The sequence below is a fragment of the Pseudomonas segetis genome, from assembly GCF_900188155.1.
Lineage (GTDB): Bacteria > Pseudomonadota > Gammaproteobacteria > Pseudomonadales > Pseudomonadaceae > Aquipseudomonas > Aquipseudomonas segetis.
In genome coordinates, this window is sequence record NZ_FZOG01000005.1 from 33107 (window position 1) to 54248 (window position 21142).

The 21142-nt window shown below is 56.1% G+C and carries 24 protein-coding genes and 1 pseudogene; 10 read left to right on the forward strand and 15 right to left on the reverse strand.

The annotated features are described in order from the left end of the window. Positions 1–122 precede the first annotated feature (122 nt). The 3 genes from CHB79_RS15955 to gcl all read right to left on the reverse strand — a co-directional run bounded on the left by CHB79_RS15955 (position 123) and on the right by gcl (position 3650). Complete coding sequence (locus CHB79_RS15955; protein WP_010485257.1) at positions 123–1013, reverse strand: 2-hydroxy-3-oxopropionate reductase; 891 nt, start codon at positions 1011–1013, stop codon at positions 123–125. Positions 1014–1024: 11 nt separating this feature from the next. Continuing rightward, a complete protein-coding gene (gene hyi / locus CHB79_RS15960; RefSeq protein WP_089360632.1) occupies positions 1025–1807 on the reverse strand; it encodes a hydroxypyruvate isomerase in 783 nt (260 codons plus the stop codon). Positions 1808–1874: 67 nt separating this feature from the next. Further along, positions 1875–3650: a glyoxylate carboligase gene (gene gcl / locus CHB79_RS15965; protein WP_089360633.1), complete on the reverse strand. Its 1776-nt coding sequence runs from the start codon at positions 3648–3650 to the stop codon at positions 1875–1877. 320 nt (positions 3651–3970) lie between these two features. Between gcl and CHB79_RS15970 the strand changes: the two genes are divergently transcribed. Continuing rightward, positions 3971–4411, forward strand: coding sequence for a GlcG/HbpS family heme-binding protein (locus CHB79_RS15970; RefSeq protein ID WP_010485263.1), 441 nt, complete (start codon positions 3971–3973; stop codon positions 4409–4411). 36 nt (positions 4412–4447) lie between these two features. Here CHB79_RS15970 and CHB79_RS15975 read toward each other — a convergent pair whose 3' ends face one another. Continuing rightward, entirely contained in the window at positions 4448–5404 is a 957-nt protein-coding gene (locus tag CHB79_RS15975; protein WP_010485265.1) for a LysR family transcriptional regulator, read from the reverse strand. A 110-nt stretch (positions 5405–5514) separates the two neighbouring features. Between CHB79_RS15975 and CHB79_RS15980 the strand changes: the two genes are divergently transcribed. After that, a complete protein-coding gene (locus CHB79_RS15980) occupies positions 5515–6270 on the forward strand; it encodes a sulfite exporter TauE/SafE family protein (RefSeq protein ID WP_010485267.1) in 756 nt (251 codons plus the stop codon). Here CHB79_RS15980 and CHB79_RS15985 read toward each other — a convergent pair. Beyond that, positions 6260–7114, reverse strand: a complete 855-nt coding sequence (locus CHB79_RS15985) for a LysR substrate-binding domain-containing protein (RefSeq protein WP_089360634.1) — start codon at positions 7112–7114, stop codon at positions 6260–6262. The genes CHB79_RS15980 and CHB79_RS15985 overlap by 11 nt on opposite strands. Before the next feature lie 96 nt (positions 7115–7210). Between CHB79_RS15985 and CHB79_RS15990 the strand changes: the two genes are divergently transcribed. The 4 genes from CHB79_RS15990 to queF all read left to right on the forward strand — a co-directional run bounded on the left by CHB79_RS15990 (position 7211) and on the right by queF (position 10400). Further along, a complete protein-coding gene (locus tag CHB79_RS15990) occupies positions 7211–7450 on the forward strand; it encodes a DUF1127 domain-containing protein (protein ID WP_089360635.1) in 240 nt (79 codons plus the stop codon). 103 nt (positions 7451–7553) lie between these two features. Further along, positions 7554–8789: a winged helix-turn-helix domain-containing protein gene (locus CHB79_RS15995; RefSeq protein ID WP_089360636.1), complete on the forward strand. Its 1236-nt coding sequence runs from the start codon at positions 7554–7556 to the stop codon at positions 8787–8789. Positions 8790–8843: 54 nt separating this feature from the next. After that, complete coding sequence (pyrF, locus tag CHB79_RS16000) at positions 8844–9542, forward strand: orotidine-5'-phosphate decarboxylase (protein WP_010485275.1); 699 nt, start codon at positions 8844–8846, stop codon at positions 9540–9542. A 27-nt stretch (positions 9543–9569) separates the two neighbouring features. Then, positions 9570–10400 carry an NADPH-dependent 7-cyano-7-deazaguanine reductase QueF gene (gene queF / locus CHB79_RS16005; protein ID WP_089360637.1) on the forward strand — a complete coding sequence of 277 codons (831 nt, stop codon included), beginning with the start codon at positions 9570–9572 and terminating at the stop codon, positions 10398–10400. A gap of 158 nt (positions 10401–10558) precedes the next feature. Here queF and CHB79_RS16010 read toward each other — a convergent pair whose 3' ends face one another. The 4 genes from CHB79_RS16010 to CHB79_RS16030 form a co-directional block, all read right to left on the reverse strand. Continuing rightward, the gene (locus tag CHB79_RS16010) at positions 10559–10825 is read right to left on the reverse strand and encodes a DUF4404 family protein (RefSeq protein ID WP_010485278.1); all 267 of its coding nucleotides are present in this window, start codon (positions 10823–10825) and stop codon (positions 10559–10561) included. A 269-nt stretch (positions 10826–11094) separates the two neighbouring features. Continuing rightward, positions 11095–11649: a phosphonate degradation HD-domain oxygenase gene (locus CHB79_RS16020; RefSeq protein WP_010485281.1), complete on the reverse strand. Its 555-nt coding sequence runs from the start codon at positions 11647–11649 to the stop codon at positions 11095–11097. Beyond that, the gene (pcrP, locus tag CHB79_RS16025) at positions 11646–12272 is read right to left on the reverse strand and encodes an HAD superfamily inactivated hydrolase PcrP (RefSeq protein ID WP_010485283.1); all 627 of its coding nucleotides are present in this window, start codon (positions 12270–12272) and stop codon (positions 11646–11648) included. Before pcrP ends, CHB79_RS16020 begins: the two co-directional genes overlap by 4 nt. A gap of 76 nt (positions 12273–12348) precedes the next feature. After that, a complete protein-coding gene (locus CHB79_RS16030) occupies positions 12349–12780 on the reverse strand; it encodes an acyl-CoA thioesterase (protein ID WP_141133431.1) in 432 nt (143 codons plus the stop codon). Positions 12781–12884: 104 nt separating this feature from the next. Between CHB79_RS16030 and CHB79_RS16035 the strand changes: the two genes are divergently transcribed. Next, complete coding sequence (locus CHB79_RS16035; RefSeq protein WP_010485302.1) at positions 12885–13589, forward strand: MlaA family lipoprotein; 705 nt, start codon at positions 12885–12887, stop codon at positions 13587–13589. Between the two features lie 100 nt (positions 13590–13689). On the opposite strand, the gene CHB79_RS16040 is transcribed toward CHB79_RS16035, so the two are convergent. After that, complete coding sequence (locus CHB79_RS16040) at positions 13690–13989, reverse strand: PilZ domain-containing protein (RefSeq protein ID WP_089360640.1); 300 nt, start codon at positions 13987–13989, stop codon at positions 13690–13692. Positions 13990–14201: 212 nt separating this feature from the next. On the opposite strand from CHB79_RS16040, the gene rssB reads away from it, so the two are divergent. After that, positions 14202–15365 carry a two-component system response regulator RssB gene (gene rssB / locus CHB79_RS16045; protein ID WP_089360641.1) on the forward strand — a complete coding sequence of 388 codons (1164 nt, stop codon included), beginning with the start codon at positions 14202–14204 and terminating at the stop codon, positions 15363–15365. A gap of 8 nt (positions 15366–15373) precedes the next feature. Continuing rightward, on the forward strand, positions 15374–15856 hold the full coding sequence (gene rssC / locus CHB79_RS16050) for an anti-sigma factor antagonist RssC (protein ID WP_085987581.1): 483 nt from the start codon (positions 15374–15376) through the stop codon (positions 15854–15856). A gap of 566 nt (positions 15857–16422) precedes the next feature. Here rssC and tal read toward each other — a convergent pair. The 5 genes from tal to CHB79_RS16075 all read right to left on the reverse strand — a co-directional run bounded on the left by tal (position 16423) and on the right by CHB79_RS16075 (position 20702). Then, positions 16423–17343, reverse strand: a complete 921-nt coding sequence (gene tal, locus CHB79_RS16055) for a transaldolase (RefSeq protein ID WP_089360642.1) — start codon at positions 17341–17343, stop codon at positions 16423–16425. A gap of 54 nt (positions 17344–17397) precedes the next feature. Then, positions 17398–18399 carry a tRNA dihydrouridine(20/20a) synthase DusA gene (dusA, locus tag CHB79_RS16060; protein ID WP_089360643.1) on the reverse strand — a complete coding sequence of 334 codons (1002 nt, stop codon included), beginning with the start codon at positions 18397–18399 and terminating at the stop codon, positions 17398–17400. A 611-nt stretch (positions 18400–19010) separates the two neighbouring features. After that, a complete protein-coding gene (locus CHB79_RS16065; RefSeq protein ID WP_089360644.1) occupies positions 19011–19379 on the reverse strand; it encodes a DUF7079 family protein in 369 nt (122 codons plus the stop codon). Further along, complete coding sequence (locus CHB79_RS16070) at positions 19364–20146, reverse strand: hypothetical protein (protein WP_089360645.1); 783 nt, start codon at positions 20144–20146, stop codon at positions 19364–19366. Before CHB79_RS16070 ends, CHB79_RS16065 begins: the two co-directional genes overlap by 16 nt. Next, positions 20139–20702 (reverse strand): PAAR domain-containing protein, encoded by a 564-nt coding sequence (locus CHB79_RS16075; protein WP_089360646.1) that lies wholly within the window; start codon positions 20700–20702, stop codon positions 20139–20141. The genes CHB79_RS16070 and CHB79_RS16075 overlap by 8 nt, the downstream gene beginning before the upstream one ends. A gap of 131 nt (positions 20703–20833) precedes the next feature. On the opposite strand from CHB79_RS16075, the pseudogene CHB79_RS21940 reads away from it, so the two are divergent. After that, a pseudogene (locus CHB79_RS21940) lies at positions 20834–20980 on the forward strand (IS5/IS1182 family transposase); the annotation flags it as partial. Positions 20981–21142 lie beyond the last annotated feature (162 nt).

Sequence of the window (21142 nt, forward strand, 5' to 3'; positions counted from 1 at the left end):
CCTTGTCCCATCCAGGGCTGCAGATGTCGCTTTCGTAAGGCGGGTGAGGCTTTTTCACCCACCATTTGTGCCAAGCAACATACGGCTTGCCACAAATTGCTGCGGACAAGCTTCGCGGGGCATTACTTGTCGCGGATCGAGAAGTTGGCCATGTGCTCCAGGCCCTTGATCAGCGCAGAGTGGTCCCAGTTGCTGCCACCGATTGCCGCGCAGGTGCTGAACACTTGCTGGGCGTTGGCGGTGTTTGGCAGGTTGAGGCCCAGTTCGCGTGCGCCAGCCAGTGCCAGGTTGAGGTCCTTTTGGTGCAGGCTGATGCGGAAACCCGGATCAAAGGTGCCCTTGATCATGCGTTCGCCATGTACTTCAAGGATCTTCGAGCCAGCAAAGCCACCCATCAATGCTTCACGTACCTTGGCTGGGTCCGCGCCGTTCTTGGCCGCAAACAGCAAGGCTTCGCCAACTGCCTGAATATTCAGCGCAACGATGATCTGGTTGGCGACTTTAGCGGTCTGGCCATCACCATTACCGCCAACGCGGGTGATGTTCTTACCCATGGACTGGAACAGCGGCAGGACGCGCTCAAAGGCTTTTTCACAGCCACCGACCATGATCGACAAGGTCGCTGCCTTGGCGCCCACTTCACCGCCGGACACTGGCGCGTCCAGGTAAGCGGCGCCGGTTGCCTTGATCTTTTCAGCAAAGGTCTTGGTCGCGCTTGGCGAGATCGAGCTCATGTCGATCACAACCTTGTTCGGGCCTACGCCATCGGCAACGCCGTCCTTGCGGAACAGCACGTCTTCAACATGTGGGGTATCCGGAACCATGACGATGATGAATTCAGCTTCCTGCGCCACTTCCTTTGGATTGGCCAGGGCGATGGCGCCTGCGGCGACCAGGTCAGCGGGGGCTTCGTCGTGGTGGGTAGAAAGAAACAGTTGGTGACCTGCCTTTTGCAGGTTTTCGGCCATGGGCTTGCCCATGATGCCAGTACCGAGAAATCCGATTTTAGCCATGACAGTGCTCCTTAGATTGCGTTGTGCGCCTTCATCCAGCCGAGGCCGGCAGCGGTGGTGGTGGCTGGCTTGTATTCACAGCCAATCCAGCCCTGGTAACCAATGCGGTCCAGGTGTTCGAACATGAAGCGATAGTTGATCTCGCCGGTACCCGGCTCGTTGCGGCCCGGGTTGTCGGCCAGCTGTACGTGATTGATCACAGCAAGGTTGTCGCTCACAGTGCGGGCCAGATCGCCTTCCATGATCTGCATGTGATAGATGTCGTATTGCAGGTACAGGTTGCTGCTGCCGACTTTGTCGCGAATCGCCAGGGCTTGGGCCGTGGTGTTGAGGTAGAAGCCTGGGATGTCACGGGTGTTGATCATTTCCATGACCAGCTTGATACCGGCATCAGCCAGCTTTTGGGCGGCAAACTTGAGGTTGTCGACAAAGGTCTGCTCGACAGTGGCGCAGTCATAACCTTGCGGACGAATACCGGCCAGGCAGTTGATCTGGCTGTTGCCCAGTACTTTTGCGTAAGCAATTGCGGTGTCTACACCCGCGCGGAATTCCTCAACCCGATCCGGGTGGCAGGCGATGCCACGCTCACCCTTGGCCCAGTCTCCGGCGGGCAGGTTGAACAGCACTTGTTCAAGCTTGTTGTTGTCGAGTTCGACTTTGATGTCGCCCGCGGCGAAGTCGTACGGAAACAGATACTCAACACCGCTGAAACCGGCATCGGCGGCGGCAGCGAAACGCTCCATGAAATCCACTTCAGTGAACAGCATGCTCAGGTTGGCAGCGAAACGAGGCATAAATGACTCCTCTGGTTTTGCTCCCTCTCGGTGGAGAGGGAGGTTTTTATCAGCAATTAGCGGTTCTTTAGTCGAGCATGGAGATGGCAGTCGGTGCGTCCGCACCGCGAGCCGCCAGCTCTTCAAACTCATTGATCGAGTTGATCTCGGTACCCATGGAAATATTGGTTACGCGCTCCAGAATCACTTCAACCACAACCGGCACGCGGTGCTCTTCCATCAGGGCCTTGGCCTTGGCGAATGCAGCTTGCAGGTCGTCAGGCTCGAATACGCGAATGGCTTTGCAGCCCAGGCCTTCAACCACTGCAACGTGATCGACGCCGTAGCCATTGAGTTCAGGGGCGTTGATATTCTCGAACGCCAGCTGTACGCAGTAATCCATCTCGAAGCCGCGCTGCGCCTGGCGAATCAGGCCCAGGTAGGAGTTGTTCACTACTACGTGGATGTACGGCAGGTTGAATTGCGCACCGACAGCCAGTTCTTCAATCATGAACTGGAAGTCATAGTCACCGGACAGCGCGACAATGTTGCGGCTTGGGTCCGCCTTGGCCACGCCCAATGCCGCCGGCACTGTCCAGCCGAGCGGACCGGCCTGGCCACAGTTGATCCAGTGGCGTGGCTTGTAGACGTGCAGGAACTGCGCGCCCGCAATCTGCGACAGGCCAATGGTGGTGACGTAGCAGGTGTCCTTGCCGAAAAACTCGTTCATTTCCTCGTAAACGCGCTGCGGTTTTACCGGCACGTTTTCAAAGTGAGTCTTGCGCTGCAGGGTGCGCTTGCGCTCACGGCAGGCATCGACCCATGTGCTGCGATCCTTGAGCTTACCTGCCGCTTTCCACTCGCGAGCCACCGCCAGGAAGGCGTCCAGTGCCGCGCCCGCATCTGAAACAATGCCCAGGTCCGGGTTGAATACACGGCCGATTTGGGTGGGCTCGATATCAACGTGGATGAACTTGCGACCTTCGGTATAGACCTCGACTGTGCCGGTATGACGGTTAGCCCAGCGGTTGCCGATACCGAATACCAGGTCGGACTCCAACAAGGTGGCGTTGCCATAGCGGTGCGAGGTCTGCAGGCCGACCATGCCAACCATTAGCTTGTGGTCGTCCGGAATAGAGCCCCAGCCCATCAATGTCGGGATAACAGGCACGCCAGTCAGTTCGGCGAACTCAACCAGTTTGTCAGCGGCGTCTGCATTGAAAATACCGCCGCCGGCAACCAGTAGCGGGCGGTCCGCCTCATTGAGCATGGCCAGGGCTTTTTCAGCTTGCACGCGGGTAGCGGCAGGCTTGGCCAGTGGCAGGGGTTCGTAAGCGTCGATATCAAATTCAATCTCGGCCATCTGCACGTCAAATGGCAGGTCGATCAGCACCGGCCCTGGACGGCCCGAGCGCATTTCGTAGAAAGCTTTCTGGAAAGCACGCGGCACCTGGCCAGGTTCCATCACCGTGGTTGCCCACTTGGTGACTGGCTTGACGATGCTGGTGATATCAACAGCTTGGAAATCTTCTTTGTGCATACGTGCGCGCGGCGCTTGGCCGGTGATGCACAGGATCGGGATGGAATCAGCGCTGGCTGAGTACAAGCCAGTCACCATGTCGGTGCCTGCCGGGCCGGAAGTACCAATGCATACGCCGATATTGCCAGCGTTGGTGCGGGTATAGCCTTCGGCCATGTGCGAAGCGCCTTCAACGTGACGGGCCAGGACGTGGTCGATACCGCCAACTTTGTTCAGTGCTGCGTACAGCGGGTTGATTGCAGCGCCGGGGATGCCAAACGCGGTGTCAACACCTTCGCGACGCATCACCAGTACGGCGGCCTCGATTGCTCTCATTCTGGCCATTTCTTGTGCCTCTTTTATTGTTAAATTGTATACAAGTTGCTGTGGCCTGATTCTATTCATGACATGACTTTGTGGTCAACTATTTTTGAGTAGATAGGGGTTTTAAGTGGATTCTCTTTTAAAACGGACGTTTTAAAGCAGGATTTCGCAAGATTAGTTAGCAAGCTTATAAGTTGTATACAATCGTAAAATAAATTGTATTTAGGTGTTGAGTTTTTTGTATCTGGTGCGATAGTGAAAACGATTTTCGATTGTCTTACCGATCTGGTGGGTTTGTAGGGCGTTTCTTCTATTTCGTTCTTGATAAGGATGGCTTTGCCATGAACAACTTGACCCTGGACATTGCTTCAACCATTAGCCAGCGGGCGCTCGCGATCGCCCGCGAAATCAAAACCGCACCGCTGACGGTTGCCGTGCTGGATGCGGGCGGGCACTTGATCAGCCTGCAGCGCGAAGACGGCGCCAGCCTGCTGCGCCCGCAAATTGCAGTCGGCAAGGCTTGGGGGGCACTGGCGTTGGGCAAGGGGTCGCGAGCCATCGCGCTTGACGCTCAACAGCGCCCGGCATTTATCGGCTCGGTCAATAATCTGGCGGATGGCAACCTGGTGCCTGCGCCGGGTGGGGTGCTGATTCGCAGCAGCGGCGGTGTGATTCTCGGGGCAATCGGAATTACCGGCGACACCTCCGATATTGACGAGCAATGTGCGGTTGGCGCTGTCGAGTCGGCGGGTCTACAGGCAGATGCTGGCGCTGCAGCTTAGCGGAATTGCAGGTCGATGCGTTGGCATCGACCTGCCTTAGTGGTGGTTCAAGCTGCTGTGCAAGGCGATGTCCCACGGGGGAACCGGGCCAAAGCGCGATTTCAGGAACTCCAGCAGCAGCTTGCTTCGCGAGCCGGTTTCGCGGTCCAGGCGCAGGGCATAGATGCCGCTGGGCTCGGGCGCTGGAAGCCCTCCATCACAGAACAGCGGGACCAGTTCGCCACGCAGCAAATGCTCGCTGATCAACCAGGTTGGCAAGTGGGCGATACCAAGGCCGGATAGTGCGCTGAAGAGTAAGGTCTCAGCATTGTTGGCGGTCATGCGCATGCGTTGGGGCTTGAATATATTAAGTTTGCCATCTTGTTCGAAGCGCCAGGCGTAGGGCGGCGCCAGGCTGTCCCAGTCGAGGCCGTCGTGTTCAATCAGCTCGCTGGGCTTGCGTGGCACGCCGTGCTGCTCAAGGTAGTCGGGGCTGGCGCAGACAATCCGCACCAAGGGCGACAGTGCGGTGGCGACCAGGCGCGTGTCTTGCAACGGACCGATGCGCAATACCACATCCACCTCTCCCAAATGCGCGCCGTGGAGGTCGACAAAGCTGTCGATCAGGCGCAACTGCACATCCAGCCCAGGGTAGGCCAGCAGGAAGTCGGCAATCGCCGGGGCCAGGTGCCGGCGGCCAAAGGGCGAGGGCGCGTCAATGCGAATCAGGCCTTCAGGCTCGCTGCTCAGTGATACCGCTTCGGCGCGGGCCAGGTTCAGTTCATTGAGGATGCGCTTTGCCCGTTCGGCGAAGGCGGTCCCGGCCGGGGTTACCCGTACTGCGTGAGTGGTGCGGCTGAACAGGCAACTGCCCAACGACTGTTCCAACGCATCAATGCGTCGGGCTACAGCTGAGGGGGTCAGTGGGTGACGTCTTGCGGCTGCCGAAAAGCTGCCGGTTTCGAGCACGTCAAGAAAGATGACCAGCTGATGGGTGAGGGCGTCGGGATTCATATCAAGCTCGCTTGTGCGAATTATGCATAGCCATTGTGCGCTGCTGTGCGTTTCCAGAGTGGTTCCAAGGCTATAGCATGCGCAGCATCTTCACCAGAATGCAGAGATTTATGAGCCTGTTTGATTTTGCGATAAACGTTGTATTGGGTGCCATGCTCGGCTCGCTTGGCGGCTTGTTCGGTATTGGCGGCGGGTTGATCGCTATCCCGGCGCTGGGGATCCTGTTCGGTCTCGATCAGCAATTGGCCCAGGGCACAGGCCTGGTCATGGTTGTGCCAAACGTATTATTGGCACTCTGGCGCTACCACCAACGCAACCGTATCGATATTCGCCATGCCTTGATGCTGGCTGTCAGCAGCTTTTGTTTTGCGCTGCTCGGTGCCGGGTGGGCTGTCAATATCGATGCAGAACGCATGCGGGTTGGCTTTATTGTGTTTTTGTTGGTCCTGGCGGCGTACAACGTTTCGCGCTTGTTCTACCGCCCGGTGCCGGGCAGTACTCAATTGCGTTACCCCTGGCCGTGGCTGGGCGTGCTGGGTGGTGGAGCAGGTTTACTGGGCGGTTTGCTTGGTGTCGGCGGGGCCGTGGTGGCCACACCGGTATTGACCAGTGTATTTGGCACCACGCAGGTTGTTGCCCAGGGGTTGTCGCTGGCGCTTGCTGCGCCCAGCACCGCTGTGACCCTGGCAACCTATGGTTTGCACGGGCACGTTGACTGGATGATGGGCTTGCCGCTGGCCATTGGCGGTTTGCTTAGCATCAGCTGGGGGGTGAGACTTGCCCACGCCCTGCCGGAACGGGTGTTGCGGGCCATGTTCGCGGGCTTCCTGGTGGTCTGTGCGGTGCTACTTGCGTTTAAAGTTTAAAGCCTTCGATGATGTGCTCGGCCAGTGTTTCGGTTACTGGGGAGTGATGGCTGTTATTGCGCAATAACACGATACTGGCCATGGGCATTGCGGGCAGGCCTTCATGTTCGCCGAGAATGCGCATGTTGGGCGTGATCAGGCTCTGCAATTGCGCGGTGATAGCGAGTCCGGCACTGACCACCGCCATGATGGCTGACAGGCTTGGGCTGGTGTAGGCAATGCGGTACTCGCGTTCAATCGAGTCCAGGGCATTGCAGGCCCATGAGCGGCAAAAACATTCGGAGTTGAACATTGCCAGGGGCAGCGGCGTTTGTTCATGGGGATTGAACCCTTCCGCCTCGGCCCAGACGATACGTTCCTGGCGCAATAGCTGGCCAATTTCGGTGCCCGGCTCGCGGGTGACAATGGTCAGGTCCAGATCCTGGCGTTGCAGCAACTGGAATGAGGGCTCGCAGTGCAGCTCGACCTGGATCAGCGGGTATGCCTGGGCAAAGCGCGAGAGAATCCCGGGCATAAAGCGCATCACGTAGTCATCTGGCGTGCCAATGCGCACTGAACCGACCATATGTGGCTCGCGCAAGGTGGTCATCACCTCACCATGCAGTTTGAGAATCCGCCGCGCATAGCCCAGCAATACATGGCCTTCGGCAGTGAGGCTGAGTTGACGACCATCGCGCTGGAACAGCGGGCGCTGCATCACATCATCCTCAAGGCGCTTCATTTGCATGCTCACCGCCGACTGGGTGCGATTCACCACCTCGGCGGCCCGGGTAAAACCGCCGTAATCGGCAATGGCGACGAAGGTACGCAACAATTCGCTGTCGATGCTGGGGTAGTTGGCCATTGATCAATCCTGGAGATGTATTGCATAAGAAACATTCGTTGGATTGATCATAGGGCAAGTTGGAGACTGTCGCCATCCCCAAAGGAGGGCGACAAAATGAAAGCTCAAAAAGGTTATGCAATCGCAGCTGTATGGTCGGTAAAAGGTTTGTCGGTTCGTGCTTATGCGCAGTTCGCCTGGGCGCAGGTCAAACGCTGGAATCAACTGGCAAAAGAGCGTCAGCAACTGGCGGCATTGGGTGATGAGGCACTTAAAGACATTGGTTTGAGTCGTGCCGATGTCATGCAGGAAGTCGAGCGCCCATTCTGGGACGATCCGTTCAAGCACCGCTCTTGATGGACACTGACCCGCCTGAACAGGCGCACCTTTCTAAAACGGCTGCGTCTGTTCAGCCAGGCGCTGGTCAGCTAGGGTAAGGCGCTCAGCCGTGGAGAGCCCCATGCCCGAAATCCAATCGCTATCACTCAAGCAGGCACGCCGACTGGTGTTGGCCGCCCAAGGTTTTAATGCACGGCAACCTAAAACAGTGAAAGCCGCTCACCTCAATGCCACAATCGAGCGCCTGGGCCTTGTGCAAATTGATTCGGTCAATGCGCTGGTGCGTTCGCACTACCTGCCGTTGTATTCACGCCTTGGTCATTATTCCCAGGCGCTGCTTGAACAAGCGGCCTGGAGTTCTGGACGCCAGCGTAAATTGTTCGAGTATTGGGGCCACGAGGCTTCCTTGATGCCCCTGTCGTTCTATCCGTTGATGCGCTGGCGAATGCAGCGTGCGGAGCGGGGTGAGGGCATCTACAAGCAATTGGCCAGCTTTGGCCGTGAACAGCAGCCCTTGATCCATTCGGTTTTGCAGTCGGTCAGGGAGCGCGGAGCGTTGGGCGCTGGCAGCCTGGCTGCGGGTGACAAGTCAAAAGGACCCTGGTGGGGCTGGAGCGATGAAAAACATGCGCTGGAATGGTTGTTCGCTGCCGGGCATGTCACCGTCGCCGGGCGCAATGGTTTCGAGCGTCTATACGATTTGCCGGAGCGGGTTTTGCCTGCTGCTGTGCTTAATCACGCAGAGGTGGATGAAGCCACTGCGCAGCGCCAATTATTGATGCATTCGGCGCAGGCCCTCGGCGTTGCCAGCGAGATTGACCTGCGCGACTATTTTCGCCTGGACCCGCGTGACAGCAAGGCACGTATCGGCGAATTGCTTGAGTCTGGCCAGTTGACAGAGGTCGCCGTGCAAGGCTGGAGCAAGCCAGGCTATTACCCGGGCACTGAGTTGAAAATTCCACGCAGGGTGGTGGCAAGTGCGTTGCTGTCGCCGTTTGACTCATTGGTTTGGCAGCGCCAGCGTACTGAGCGCCTGTTTGATTTTCGCTATCGCCTGGAAATCTACACGCCCCAGCACAAACGGGTCTATGGCTATTACGTGCTGCCGTTTCTACACAACGAACAACTGTGCGCACGGCTGGACCTGCGTGCCGAGCGCGCCAAGGGTTGCCTGGCCTTGCACGCGCTGCACAGCGAGGCCGGGGGGCTGGATGATGGCGCCATTGTGGCCATGGCAGAGCAATTGCAGAACATGGCGGCATGGCTGGGCTTGTCGCATGTGGTGGTCAATTGTCGGCGACCCGAGGCAGTGCGTTTGCGAGCCCGGTTGCAGGGTAGCCCGTCGGCGTTCGATTAATCAGGCGGTAATTCGGCTACAATGCGCGGCGAAATTGACCACGAGAGCCCGACTATGTCCGACTGCCAGACTCCAATCATTGTTGCTTTGGATTTTCCGACCCGTGATGCCGCTTTAGCCTTGGCTGATCAGCTCGATCCTAAGCTATGCCGGGTCAAGGTCGGCAAGGAACTGTTCACCCGTTGTGGTCCAGAAATCGTTTCGGCGCTGGGCAATAAAGGTTTTGAAGTATTCCTCGATCTCAAATTCCACGATATTCCCAACACCACAGCCATGGCCGTCAAGGCCGCCGCTGAAATGGGTGTGTGGATGGTCAACGTTCATTGCTCTGGCGGCTTGCGCATGATGAGTGCCTGCCGCGAAACCCTCGACAGCTTGAACGGCGCCAAACCCTTGCTGATTGGTGTGACCGTGCTGACCAGCATGGAGCAGCAGGACCTGGCTGGCATCGGCCTTGATGTCACGCCCCAGGAGCAGGTGCTGCGCCTGGCCGGTCTGGCACAACAGGCGGGCATGGATGGCTTGGTCTGCTCGGCCCAGGAGGCGCAAATCCTCAAGCAGCGTTTTGCCCAGTTGCAACTGGTCACGCCTGGTATCCGTCCAGCGGGCAGCGCCCAGGATGACCAGCGCCGTATCCTGACGCCAAGCCAGGCCATGGCGGCGGGGTCGGACTATCTGGTAATTGGCCGGCCAATCAGCCAGGCGGCCAACCCCGCACAAGCGTTGATTGATGTTGTCGCCGAGCTGTCTTAACCGCTGCATGTTCCACGGGTAATCAATATGCATCCTGCTGCTGAAGATTCGCCGCTGGGTAAATCCAGCGAGTACATCGCAACCTACACGCCGTCGTTGCTGTTTCCAATCCCGCGCGCGCCCAAGTGGGCCGAGCTGGGCCTGAGCGCCGACACCTTGCCTTACCAAGGTGTGGATTTCTGGAACTGTTTCGAACTCTCCTGGCTGTTGCCAACGGGTAAGCCGGTGGTGGCCATTGGTGAGTTTGCAATCCCGGCTGACTCCCCGAACATCATCGAATCAAAGTCATTCAAGCTGTACCTCAACTCGTTGAACCAGAGCGTTTTTGCAAGCACGGCTGAGCTGGTCGAGGTAATCAGCAAGGACTTGTCCGCCGCTGCCGGCAAACCGGTTTTGGTCAAGGTGCGCAGCCTTGATGATGTGGCCGCCGATGGCGTCTCATCGCTGCCGGGCTTGTGCATTGACGATGCCGACATCAGCATCAGCAACTACGAGCAGCCACAGCCCGAGCTGCTGCGTTGTGATGCGCAACGCGTGGTTAGCGAAACCCTGTACAGCCATTTGCTCAAATCAAATTGCCCGGTCACCGGACAGCCGGACTGGGGCACAGTGGTCATCGAGTATCGTGGCCCGGCCCTGGATCAAGGCAGTCTATTGGCTTACCTGGTGAGTTTCCGCCAGCATGCCGATTTCCACGAGCAGTGCGTCGAGCGGATCTTTCTCGATATCCAGCGTCTGCTCAAGCCGGATTCATTGACTGTATATGCGCGTTATGTGCGTCGCGGTGGCCTGGATATCAATCCATATCGCAGCACCGGGCCGATCAAGCCTGACAATCGCCGACTGGTTCGCCAGTAAGCAAAAAGCCCAGCGAATGCTGGGCTTTTTTGGGGCTGGCGAGCGACCTTGGTAGTGGCGCCGTCTTATCAGGCATATTTAACACGGTAAATATGCAGGTGGTTTACCGGGTTCTGGTGGACAGGCTTGGCGTTGTCGCACCCTGGACGTTTCTCGGTTCAGATGCCCATGTTGGCCAGGCTCTGCACAATATTGCGCAGGGTGCCCGCCAGGGTCGGGTGGCTGACTTCAAAGCGCTCAACCGCGAGGTTTACGCCATCAACAAGGGTTGCATCAGGCGCAGCTGCGGCTTCGCGCGCCAGTTGCAGTTCGATCTCCTGAGACAGAACGTAGAGTTCCGCGCGCTCTTGTTCGCTCAGTGGCGAGTCTTGAGACAGCTGCGCACGCAGTTCATCGAGTTGCTGCTGCAAACGGCTAGCAGGCATATGACGCTCCCTTTTCAAATAGTTAAAGCAATAGACCTTAGGCAGTCGCGAAAAATCCATGGCAATGGGGAACTCCTGCCAAAGGTGCGGAAAAACGATCGGGGCGCGCTCGACGTTCACCCCTTGGGGGCCGCAGCAAGGGCTGCGCCAGTCATGCCTGGCGCAGTATTTTCAGGGATTCCTTAACCTGAGCATAATCCACCCGCCGTTGCTTTGCTTGTCCGGCATCAAGCTTTGTCACAATTTATACGGGTGTTGGAGACCTGTGCTCAGTTTGCGGCAAGCAGGGCCTGTTCTATGCGTGGATAGAAATACTCGAGGTCTGGGGTCTTCATCTGCGGGTCCTTGCCCATGTCGTCCAGGCGTCGCAAGGTCAGTGCGTCCTGTGCATAAGGCGCTCGCAGGAAGGCCTCTATCTCGCGATCATTGAAGGGGCCGCCCTGGAGTTGCAGGCTATGGCGTGACGCATCTGACAACGCTGCGTGATACTGCGGGTCGACTGCGCATAGATAGCGCTTGGCGGCGACATGCAGGCGAATGGGTTGCCAGACCGAGTCGGCAAATAGTGCGCGCAACAACTCGGCGCCGCGCTCTTCATGGCGCATGTCTTCGTCCAGGCCACTGTCAGGGTCATGGAGCAAGTGACCGATATCGTGCAGCAGTGCGGCGACAATCAAGCTGTTGCGACAGCCTGAGCGTTCGGCAAAGGTTGCGCACTGCAGCGCATGTTGGGTCTGGCTGATCTCTTCGCCATAGGGCAGGTTGCCGCGGTCGGCGAACAAGGTGCTGATTTGCTTGGTAAATTGTGTCAGGCACAGGCTCATGGCCGTTCTCCCTTGAGCCTACGAAGATTAAGATCATTCAAGCATGGGCCCAGCTCAGTAAGTTGATCAGTCACGGCATGGGCGCCAAGTCGGTAAAGCTCCAGGGTCGCCTGGGCGCGCAGTTGCTCGCGTTCAGTGGCTTCAAGTGCCTGCCAGTCGCCCAGGGCCTTGCCGCAGAGTTGCCCGCAGGCCGCCAAGCCGATGGTCCACAGGCCTGCATTGAGGCCCGCCTGGAGTAAACGCGGCTCGCTACTTATGAGCACGCAGCCGTCGAGTCGATTGACGTTCAGGGCCATCAATGCTTGCCAGCAGGCATCGGGTGCAGGCCAGGCGCGAGCAGGGCGGTTACCGGCCTTGATCCACTGGGGCAGTTGGCTGCTCAGTTGGGTGCAGGCCTGATCGGGCAATTCATCAAGCCAGGCGCAGGGCACTTTGTGCTGGTGCAGGTCATTGAGCAGTTCATGGGCGCCAGGGGCCAGTTCGGCATGGCTGGCTAAATCAGTGCTGGTGTCCGTGCCCGAGCCAAGGCTGGCTGATTGTGCGCGGGCACCAAAATCGACCAGGCAACCGCTCAGGCCGAATAAAACCGCTGTGAATTGAGGGGGAGTCGCTGGCGCGTTCATTCCGTCGTCCTTGAAATGGTCTAGTCCAGAGTCTAAACAGCCAAGGTGACGAGGGGATGAACGCTATATGACAGTATTAAGTCGCCGCGCCAGCGCTCAGCGCGCTGAGTTGGTTGCGCAAGTGCTCGGGCAGGGGCACGGAAGTATTATGCCCATGGTCGACCCAGACCAGCTTGCAGTGGCCTTCGCCGTATGTGATCTCAGGGGCTTCAAGGGTCGTCAAGCGATGCTCCAGCACCAGGCTGCTGCGGCCTATTGCGCCTAAAAACAGCTCGATCTTGACTGTGGCAGGGTGGGTGACCGGTTTCAGGTAGGTGTGCAGTGTTTGCAATACCACAGGTGCGATGGTGCCGCTGTTGAGGCTGATACCGGCGCATTCGAACCAGGCGACCCTGGCCTCTTCCAGGTATTGCAAGTACAGGGTGTTGTTGACATGGCCGTAGCTATCCATGTCTCCCCAGCGAACCGGGATTGATGCCTTGTGAAGTAGGTGCTTGTTTTCAGTCATCTGCAAAGGTCACTATGCTGCAACGAATAGACGTTAAGCATTATACTGCGCGGCTTTATAAGGCAGGCCCGACACCGGCGCTTAATTTTCAAGGAGAACGATTAATGCGAAAGACCACAAAGAGCTGGTTGGAGCAGTTGAGTGTGTGGATTGCCTGCGCGAGCGTGGCGCTGTTCACTGTTGCAGCGCATGCCTCGGAAGAGGATGACCCCTGGATTGGTTATAACCGTGTGATGTTTAACATCAATGACACCGTTGATACCTACACCTTGAAACCATTGGCCAAAGGCTATCAGGCGGTTACCCCGCAGTTTTTAGAAGATGGCGTGCATAACTTCTTTAACAACATCGGTGAAGTTGGCAACCTGACCAACAACCTGCTGCAAGGCAAGATTCATGATGCGGGTGTCGATACCAGCCGTTTTATTTTCAACACCACCCTTGGTTTGCTGGGCTTTGTCGATGTAGCTACGCGCATGGGCCTGCAACGTAACGATGAAGACGTCGGCCAGACCCTGGCCGTCTGGGGTGTTGGCAGTGGTCCTTACCTGGTGCTGCCGCTGTTTGGCCCAAGTACCGTACGTGACGCCGTCGCCCGTGTGCCGGATGGTTTGCTGGCAACCGGTTTGTTCATTGATCACGTGCCAACGCGGAATGTTGTCTATGGCGTGAACCTGGTCGACACCCGTGCGAGCCTGTTCCCGGCCGAGCGCCTGATTGTTGGCGATCGCTATACATTTGTGCGCAACGCCTACTTGCAGAATCGTGAGTTCAAGATCAACGACGGTGTGGTTGAAGACGATTTTTAAAAACGGCTGAGCCATGGCTGCAGCCCAATAAAAAGGCGCCTCTAAGGCGCCTTTTGCGTTTTTTACGTTTTTTACGTTTTGAAAATATTTTGCGTGCTGATCAGCGCATCGACAATACATTCACGCCGATGATCTGCTTGCCGTCTTCGTGGTTGTTGACGCGCACCACTTCGGCTTCAGCCGTCAGGCCTTTTAGCTGTGGATGGTCGGACTCGATACTGATTTTGACCTTGTCGCCGACCTGCAGCTTGCAAGCGGCTTCCAGCTGCATCCCCGTGGCAGAGAGGTCGCGACAGAGTGCCGGGATGGCCTGGCCAGCATGGTGCAGCGTGGCGGGGGTTTCTACCTGCATCCGAATGTATTCGCGTTTTTCACTGTAATCGTGATTGCTTTGGCTCATACGGGCTATTCTCTTGTCATTGGGACTTGTACCTAGGGTTTATAGCCCCCGCGTGTTTAGGGTGTAAAGTCACTTGTTGCCGCTCGGGGGTGCTTGAATCAAGGTACGGATGGGAGTACCGTCTGCGCCTTAATCCGAACCGAGTGCGCGCGTACCGGTTTTGCTTTGACGTATAGGTCAAGCCACCGCGACGCAGTTTGCCTGGATACCCCATGCAGAAAACCAGTTCTACACTGCTGATCATTGATGATGACCAAGTGGTCCGCGCCAGTCTTGCGGCTTACCTTGAAGACAGCGGCTTTATTGTCTTGCAGGCCTCGAATGGACTGCAGGGGTTGGAAGTCTTCGAGCAGAAACATCCAGATTTGGTGATTTGTGATCTGCGCATGCCCCAGGTTGATGGCCTGGAGCTCATTCGACGTATTAATGCCCTGGGCTCCGAGACGCCAATCATCGTCGTCTCCGGCGCTGGCGTGATGACCGATGTGGTCGAGGCCCTGCGTCTCGGTGCTGCCGACTACCTGATCAAGCCCCTTGAAGACCTTGCCGTGCTTGAGCATTCGGTCAATCGAGCCCTTGACCGTGTCAGGTTGCGCCTGGAAAACAAGCACTACGCCGAACAGCTCGAGGCCAGCTTGCACCTGTTGCAAGAAGACCAGAATGCGGGGCGTCAGGTGCAGATGAACATGCTGCCTGAAACACCCTGGGAAAGTAACGGTGTGCACTTTGCGCACCAGATAATCCCATCCTTGTACCTGTCGGGTGACTTTGTTGATTACTTTCGCGTGGATGACCGGCGAATTGCCTTTTATCTGGCGGATGTGTCCGGGCATGGCGCTTCATCGGCTTTCGTCACAGTGCTGCTCAAGTTCATGACTACGCGCCTGCTCTATGAATCGAAGCGCGCCGGGCGCCTGCCTGAGTTCAAGCCATCCGAGGTGCTTGGGCATATCAACCGTGGCTTGATCAACTGCAAGCTGGGCAAGCATGTGACCATGCTTGGCGGGGTCATTGATGAAGAAACGGACACCCTGATCTACAGCATTGGCGGGCATTTGCCGCTGCCAGTGATTTTTAGCGAAGGTCAGGCCAATTACATCGAAGGTCGCGGTCTGCCGGTTGGTTTGTTTGAAGAGGCAGAGTACAGTGATCAAACTATGCAACTGCCGAAAAGCTTCAGTCTGACGTTGTTGTCCGATGGTGTTCTCGACTTGTTGCCAGGCGACACTCTCAAAGATAAAGAAACGGTGCTTCCGCAGCTTGTTGCAAAGGCGGGCGGTACCCTTGAAGGTCTGCGGGATGTGTTGGGACTGGCCAACTTGGCGGAGATGCCGGATGATATTGCATTGCTTGTGTTAAGCAGGAATCTTGCATGAACCCTGGGATAGGCCCCGGCCGCATCCAATTTGCTGAGCAGGACGGAACATTTGTCCTCAAGTTCATAGGTGAAGTACGCCTGACCCTGTGTTCAGCACTCGACTACACGATCGAGAAAATCTTCACCTCGTTGAATTTCTCTGCGATCGTTATCGACCTTACCGAAACGCGTAGCATCGACAGCACCACGCTGGGCTTGCTGGCAAAGTTGTCTATTTTGTCGCGGCAAAAAGTCGGTTTGCTACCAACGGTTGTTACGACCCACGCTGATATCACTCGACTCTTGCAGTCGATGGGTTTTGATCAGGTGTTCAATATCGTCGACCGGCCGGTTCCCTGTCCTGAAGCCCTGGATGATCTGCCTTCCCAGGATCAGACCGAAGAGGTGGTCAAGGCCAAGGTGCTTGAGGCCCACCGGATTCTCATGGGCCTGAATGACTCCAACCGTGAAGCCTTCCACGACCTGGTCAACGCCCTGGAACACAGCTAGCCGAACTCGCATACGAAAACGGGGCATTGAGTTAATCAATGCCCCGTTTTTCTGTGCGTTGTCGCACCCTACGGGCCTGATGCCTAGGGTGGAAAACGCTTTATCCTTCCACCGCTGACTGACGCATCTGGATGCATGGTGGACAAGCTGCGCGTTGTCGCACCCTACGGGCCTGATGCGTAGGGTGGAAGACGCTTTATCCTTCCACCATTGGCTGCCGCACCTGGATGCATGGTGGACAAGCTTCGCGTTGTCACTCCCAACGAGCCTGATGCCTAGGATGGAAGACGCTTTATCCTTCCACCGCTGACTGACGCATCTGGATGCATGGTGGACAAGCTGCGCGTTGTCGCACCCTACGGGCCTGATGCGTAGGGTGGAAGACGCTTTATCCTTCCACCATTGGCTGCCGCACCTGGATGCATGGTGGACAAGCTTCGCGTTGTCACTCCCAACGAGCCTGATGCCTAGGATGGAAGACGCTTTATCCTTCCACCATTGGCTGCCGCATCTGGATACATGGTGGACAAGCTTCGCGTTGTCACACCCTACGAAGTGGTCCTCGGCTAGCTGCTCAGCAACTGCTCGAGTTTTTGCTGGTCTTTGGCAAACTGGCGAATGCCTTCGGCGAGCTTTTCAGTGGCCATTGGGTCTTCGTTCATTGCCCAGCGAAACTGCGCTTGCGTCAGTGTTTGCTTGGCCTCGCCAGTCGCGCCGGTATTGAGCTTGCGCTCGAGATTGCCTTGATCATCCGCAAGCTGTTGTAGCAAGTCCGGACTGATGGTCAAGCGGTCGCAGCCAGCCAGCTGTTCGATCTGGCCCAGGTTGCGGAAGCTGGCACCCATGACCACGGTGTCATAGCCATTGGCTTTGTAGTAGTTGTAGATGCGTGTTACCGATTGCACGCCAGGGTCAGCCATGCCGACAAAATCGCAGCCTTCAGCTTTTTTGTACCAGTCGTAAATGCGGCCCACGAACGGCGAGATCAAAAACACACCGGCATCGGCACAAGCCTGAGCCTGGGCGAAGGAGAAAAGCAATGTCAGGTTGGTTTGCACGCCCGCTTTCTCGAGCTGTTCGGCAGCCTGGATACCTTCCCAGGTGGATGCGATCTTGATCAGGATACGCTCGCGTCCAACGCCTGCTTGCTCGTACAGCTCTACCAGGCGCTCGGCGCGGCGCAATGTTGCATTGGTATCGAAGGACAGGCGCGCATCGACTTCGGTCGAAATACGTCCGGGAATGATTTTCAGGATTTCCTGGCCAACGGCAACCCCGAAGCGGTCGCAGGCAAGGTTCAAGTCGCCATTACAGCCATCGACCGAGCTTTTCAGCAGCTCAGCGTAGCGCGGCATGGCGGCGGCCTTGAGCAGCAGCGAAGGGTTGGTGGTGGCATCGACCGGCTTTAGGCGAGCAATGGCATCTAAATCGCCAGTATCAGCGACAACGGTAGTGAACTGTTTAAGTTGATCCAGCTTGTTAGTCATGACTAAACCTTGTCGTTGCGGATCCCCTGACATTACCCGAGGGCGAATCGGGGCTCAATGTCCTTCGAGCAATTGAGCGGCTTGGTCGAAGAGTTCCAGCGGGTCATTGGCCTTGTGAATATCCACCGAGAGCAACTGGCGGAAGCGTCTGGCACCCTTGAAACCCTGGGCCAGGCCCAGCATATGGCGGGTGACGTGGTGCATGGCTGCGCGCTCTTCCTGCAGATGACGGGCAATGTAATCGCGCATGCTGAGCATGGCTTCAAAGCGGCTCATCACAGGTGCATCGCTGGCAAACAGCCTCTGATCAACCTGGGCTAGCAAGTAGGGGTTGTGATACGCCTCGCGGCCGAGCATCACGCCATCAAAGGTTTCGAGGTGCGCAGTGCAATCTTCCAGCGTTTTGATACCGCCATTGAGGATCAGTTCAAGGTCGGGGAAGTCCTTCTTCAACTGCGCCGCCACCTCATAGCGCAAGGGCGGTATTTCACGGTTCTCCTTCGGAGACAGACCGGAAAGAATTGCGATTCGTGCGTGCACGGTAAAACTCTTGCAGCCAGCATCGCGAACCGTACCAACAAAGTCGCATAGCTCTGCATAGCTATCGCGACCATCAATGCCGATGCGATGCTTGACCGTGACCGGGATATCAACCGCATCGATCATGGCTTTGACGCAATCGGCCACCAATTGCGGATGAGCCATAAGACATGCGCCAATCATATTGTTCTGCACGCGATCACTCGGGCAGCCAACGTTGAGATTCACCTCGTTGTACCCGGCAGCCTCAGCCAGCTTGGCGCACGCCGCAAGATCCGCTGGCGAGCTGCCGCCCAACTGCAAGGCAAGCGGGTACTCAGCCACGTCATGACGCAGAAACCGCTGTGTATCACCGTGCAGCAACGCTCCGGTCGTCACCATCTCGGTGTAGAGCAATGCATTGCGTGACAGCTGGCGCAAGAAGAACCGGCAATGACGATCCGTCCAGTCCATCATCGGTGCCACGCTGAAGCGGCGGGACAGGGCAGGGCGGTTTACAGTTGAATCAATGGGCATGGCGTGTGTTCTATCAATACCGGTCTGCTGTTTCGATATGCGCAAAGCCACCTGTAGCGATCCAGACAATCCAACAGGCAGGTAGCCAAGCGTTTACGCAGCTAAAGCAAAACCGAGAAACGGGTTGCACCGTGCAGCATCCGTGCAACGGAGTGGGCGGCTAGTTTATCAGGAAATCTTGGTGGTCAAGCCGGCGAACAGATCAAGCTCAAAAGAACCCTGAAGATAAACAGCAAGAGAAACAATTGGGTACAGACCGGGATAATCAAGGGTGAACTGGTGATCACATTCGCTTGCTAAGTGTTCGGGCCAGAGCGTTACTGGTGTCAGCCTAATCAAATCGGGGGAGACGTCGGAACCTCAACAAATACTTGCAGATCCTGCCGACTGAATTACTGATTGCCATGGCAAAAGGCGAAGTTGATACCCAAGCCATCGCCGCCAAACTTGCTGCGGAGCGGGGCCTGAGTGCCGAGGGGAAGTGGGTGGGATTTGAGAAGGCTGCTGATGTTTGGCTGGCTAAGACGTAAAGCCATTGATCGTATAAGAGGCCCGGTGTTGTGGGGGACTGCGGCACCGGGCTTTTTTGTGCCTGCTTGAAAAGTATATTTTTATTTTTTGGAGTCATAATTGTTCATGATTTCTTTCCATATATAGCTATAGCTATAGCGAAGCCATGCAACTTTAAGCTTGTCAAACGCTCGGCGTATCAAGCTAGATTCTCGGGCCTTGAGTTCGTTTTCTATTTCATTTAATAGCCAGTCGTCCTTGAAGCCAGCCCATATAGGAGGGACTGGTGTTTCAAGGTTGCTGAAGCATACAGGAGCTACTTCTGAATACAGAATTTCTTCCACAATTTTTAAGTCATAGCCGCGAATGCGTTCTGCGATATGAGCGTAGTCGACGACGCTATCTACAAAAGTTTCAGCCAGTGCTATCTGGATACTCGCTTTCTCTTGCGGAGTCAGAATATATCCCAATGCGAAAGCTCCTCCAGTTCATCATCGAAAGTATCGGCGATCACTCCGCCGGCTACACCTCCCGCAGCGCTTCCGATCAGTATGACGGCTATGGCGCATGCAGGGGCTGCGGGACCACAAATAACAGAAACGCCTAGTCCGGCCAGAAACCCTCCGGCGGCACCAGCGCCTAAGATAGTCGCTTGACGGGCGCTCTCTTTGACCTTGTTGTCTGCTTCAAGAATTTCGTAAGTGGCCAGCGCTGCGGTCATGATGATGCCAACCTTCCCCATGACAGACATGATCTTCGTGCCAGAGGTGAATTTAGCGTTGGCGCTTCCCGAGCGTTCTAATGCTTTGTACAGGATTTCTTTCTGCTGCGTCTTTGAAAGTTGCTCGTAGTTTTGGCCGAATTGAGTTTTCGACTTTTCGTTGAGGATATCTGTGTAGGTTTTGCCGGATTTTTTCTTTTTTTGTACGATGGCTAAGCCATGGGCGGAAGTGAATTTGCGATGCTCAAACATAATTTTGTTGCGCATTTCATTACTAAATTTTGTACCTTCTTCAACGCTGATGTTTCCCGCTCGTACGTCGGCGAAAACTTGTTCAGACATGCGTTTAATATTGCGTTGATAGCTCGCGCGGACTCGTTCGTCTTTGATCGCATCTATAGAAAATCGTGTTGCGGCGCCCTCCATGCCAGCGATGGCCATTTCAAGAGGTGACTGCGTCAGTGTGTGTTCGCTTTTTACAATATAGCTACCGGTCACTATGTAAGGTTCAGTCATGAGAAGGACCTTGTTCCAATATTTCTTTCAACAGTCCGTCTATGCTTGATGTAGTGCAGGTATCTTCATGCTGAGCAAATTCCAATGTATGACAAAACCTTCCGGTAGGGTTGGAAAACTTGACTGTATTGGCCGAGTCAAAAGTTCCAGACATTGCAGATCCGTCGTCGAAGTGAGCGGTGCACAAAATTCCTGCATAGCTTTCAGATGCAGGAATAACGAAACCGATCCAGTTAGGAATAATGTTCAGAGGCTCTGGAGGTATAAATGGTGCTGGCGTGTGAGCGTCACCGATGATGATCGTACCCGAACCACCTATTACGATACTGCCATGAGTACCGCCGGTATCGATAGTTGCAGCATTCTTGCCGTTGATGAATACCGTGGAGGCCAAACCAGTCGATAGGGTACTGCCACAGGTACAAGTATCGCCCTGGCGTGCAACTGGGAGTCCATCGAAGAAGACGTTTGGGGAGCCCGTAGCTATTGGGTTGGTACCGTGCCCTGGGATCGGGCAGTTGGTTGGGTCGGTTTGTCGGGCGGCTGGTTTCGCCATGATGACCTCCTGTCAAAAATACTGTGAAGACTTGACCTTAACAGACTGATTGACGGTATTGGAGTGTTTGAGGGTATTTGCGGCGAGATGATTGAGTTTTTGCTTACTTCAAAACGGCTGCATTGGACTACCCCCACCTCAAACGGATCATGAAACTCGACCGTTTACGACTGCGTGGCCTCACGGGGGCAACTGACGAATTCACCTTGGCCGCGGCAGTGCAAAACCTGCGACGCATGGCCAAGCTTTTACCTCAAGGGCCACCGCTCACGGGATAGGTACGCCTGCTGCGAGCAGAAACCCTCAAATTAACCCTCAAACCTGAGCAAGGACGCTCAGTGAAACGCCGAAAGGCAACTTGAAGTGGCTTGCAGCCACTTTGGCAGCAGGCACACCTGATCGGCTGGCTGCCGCTGAAGCTACTTTTTCAACAGAATCGG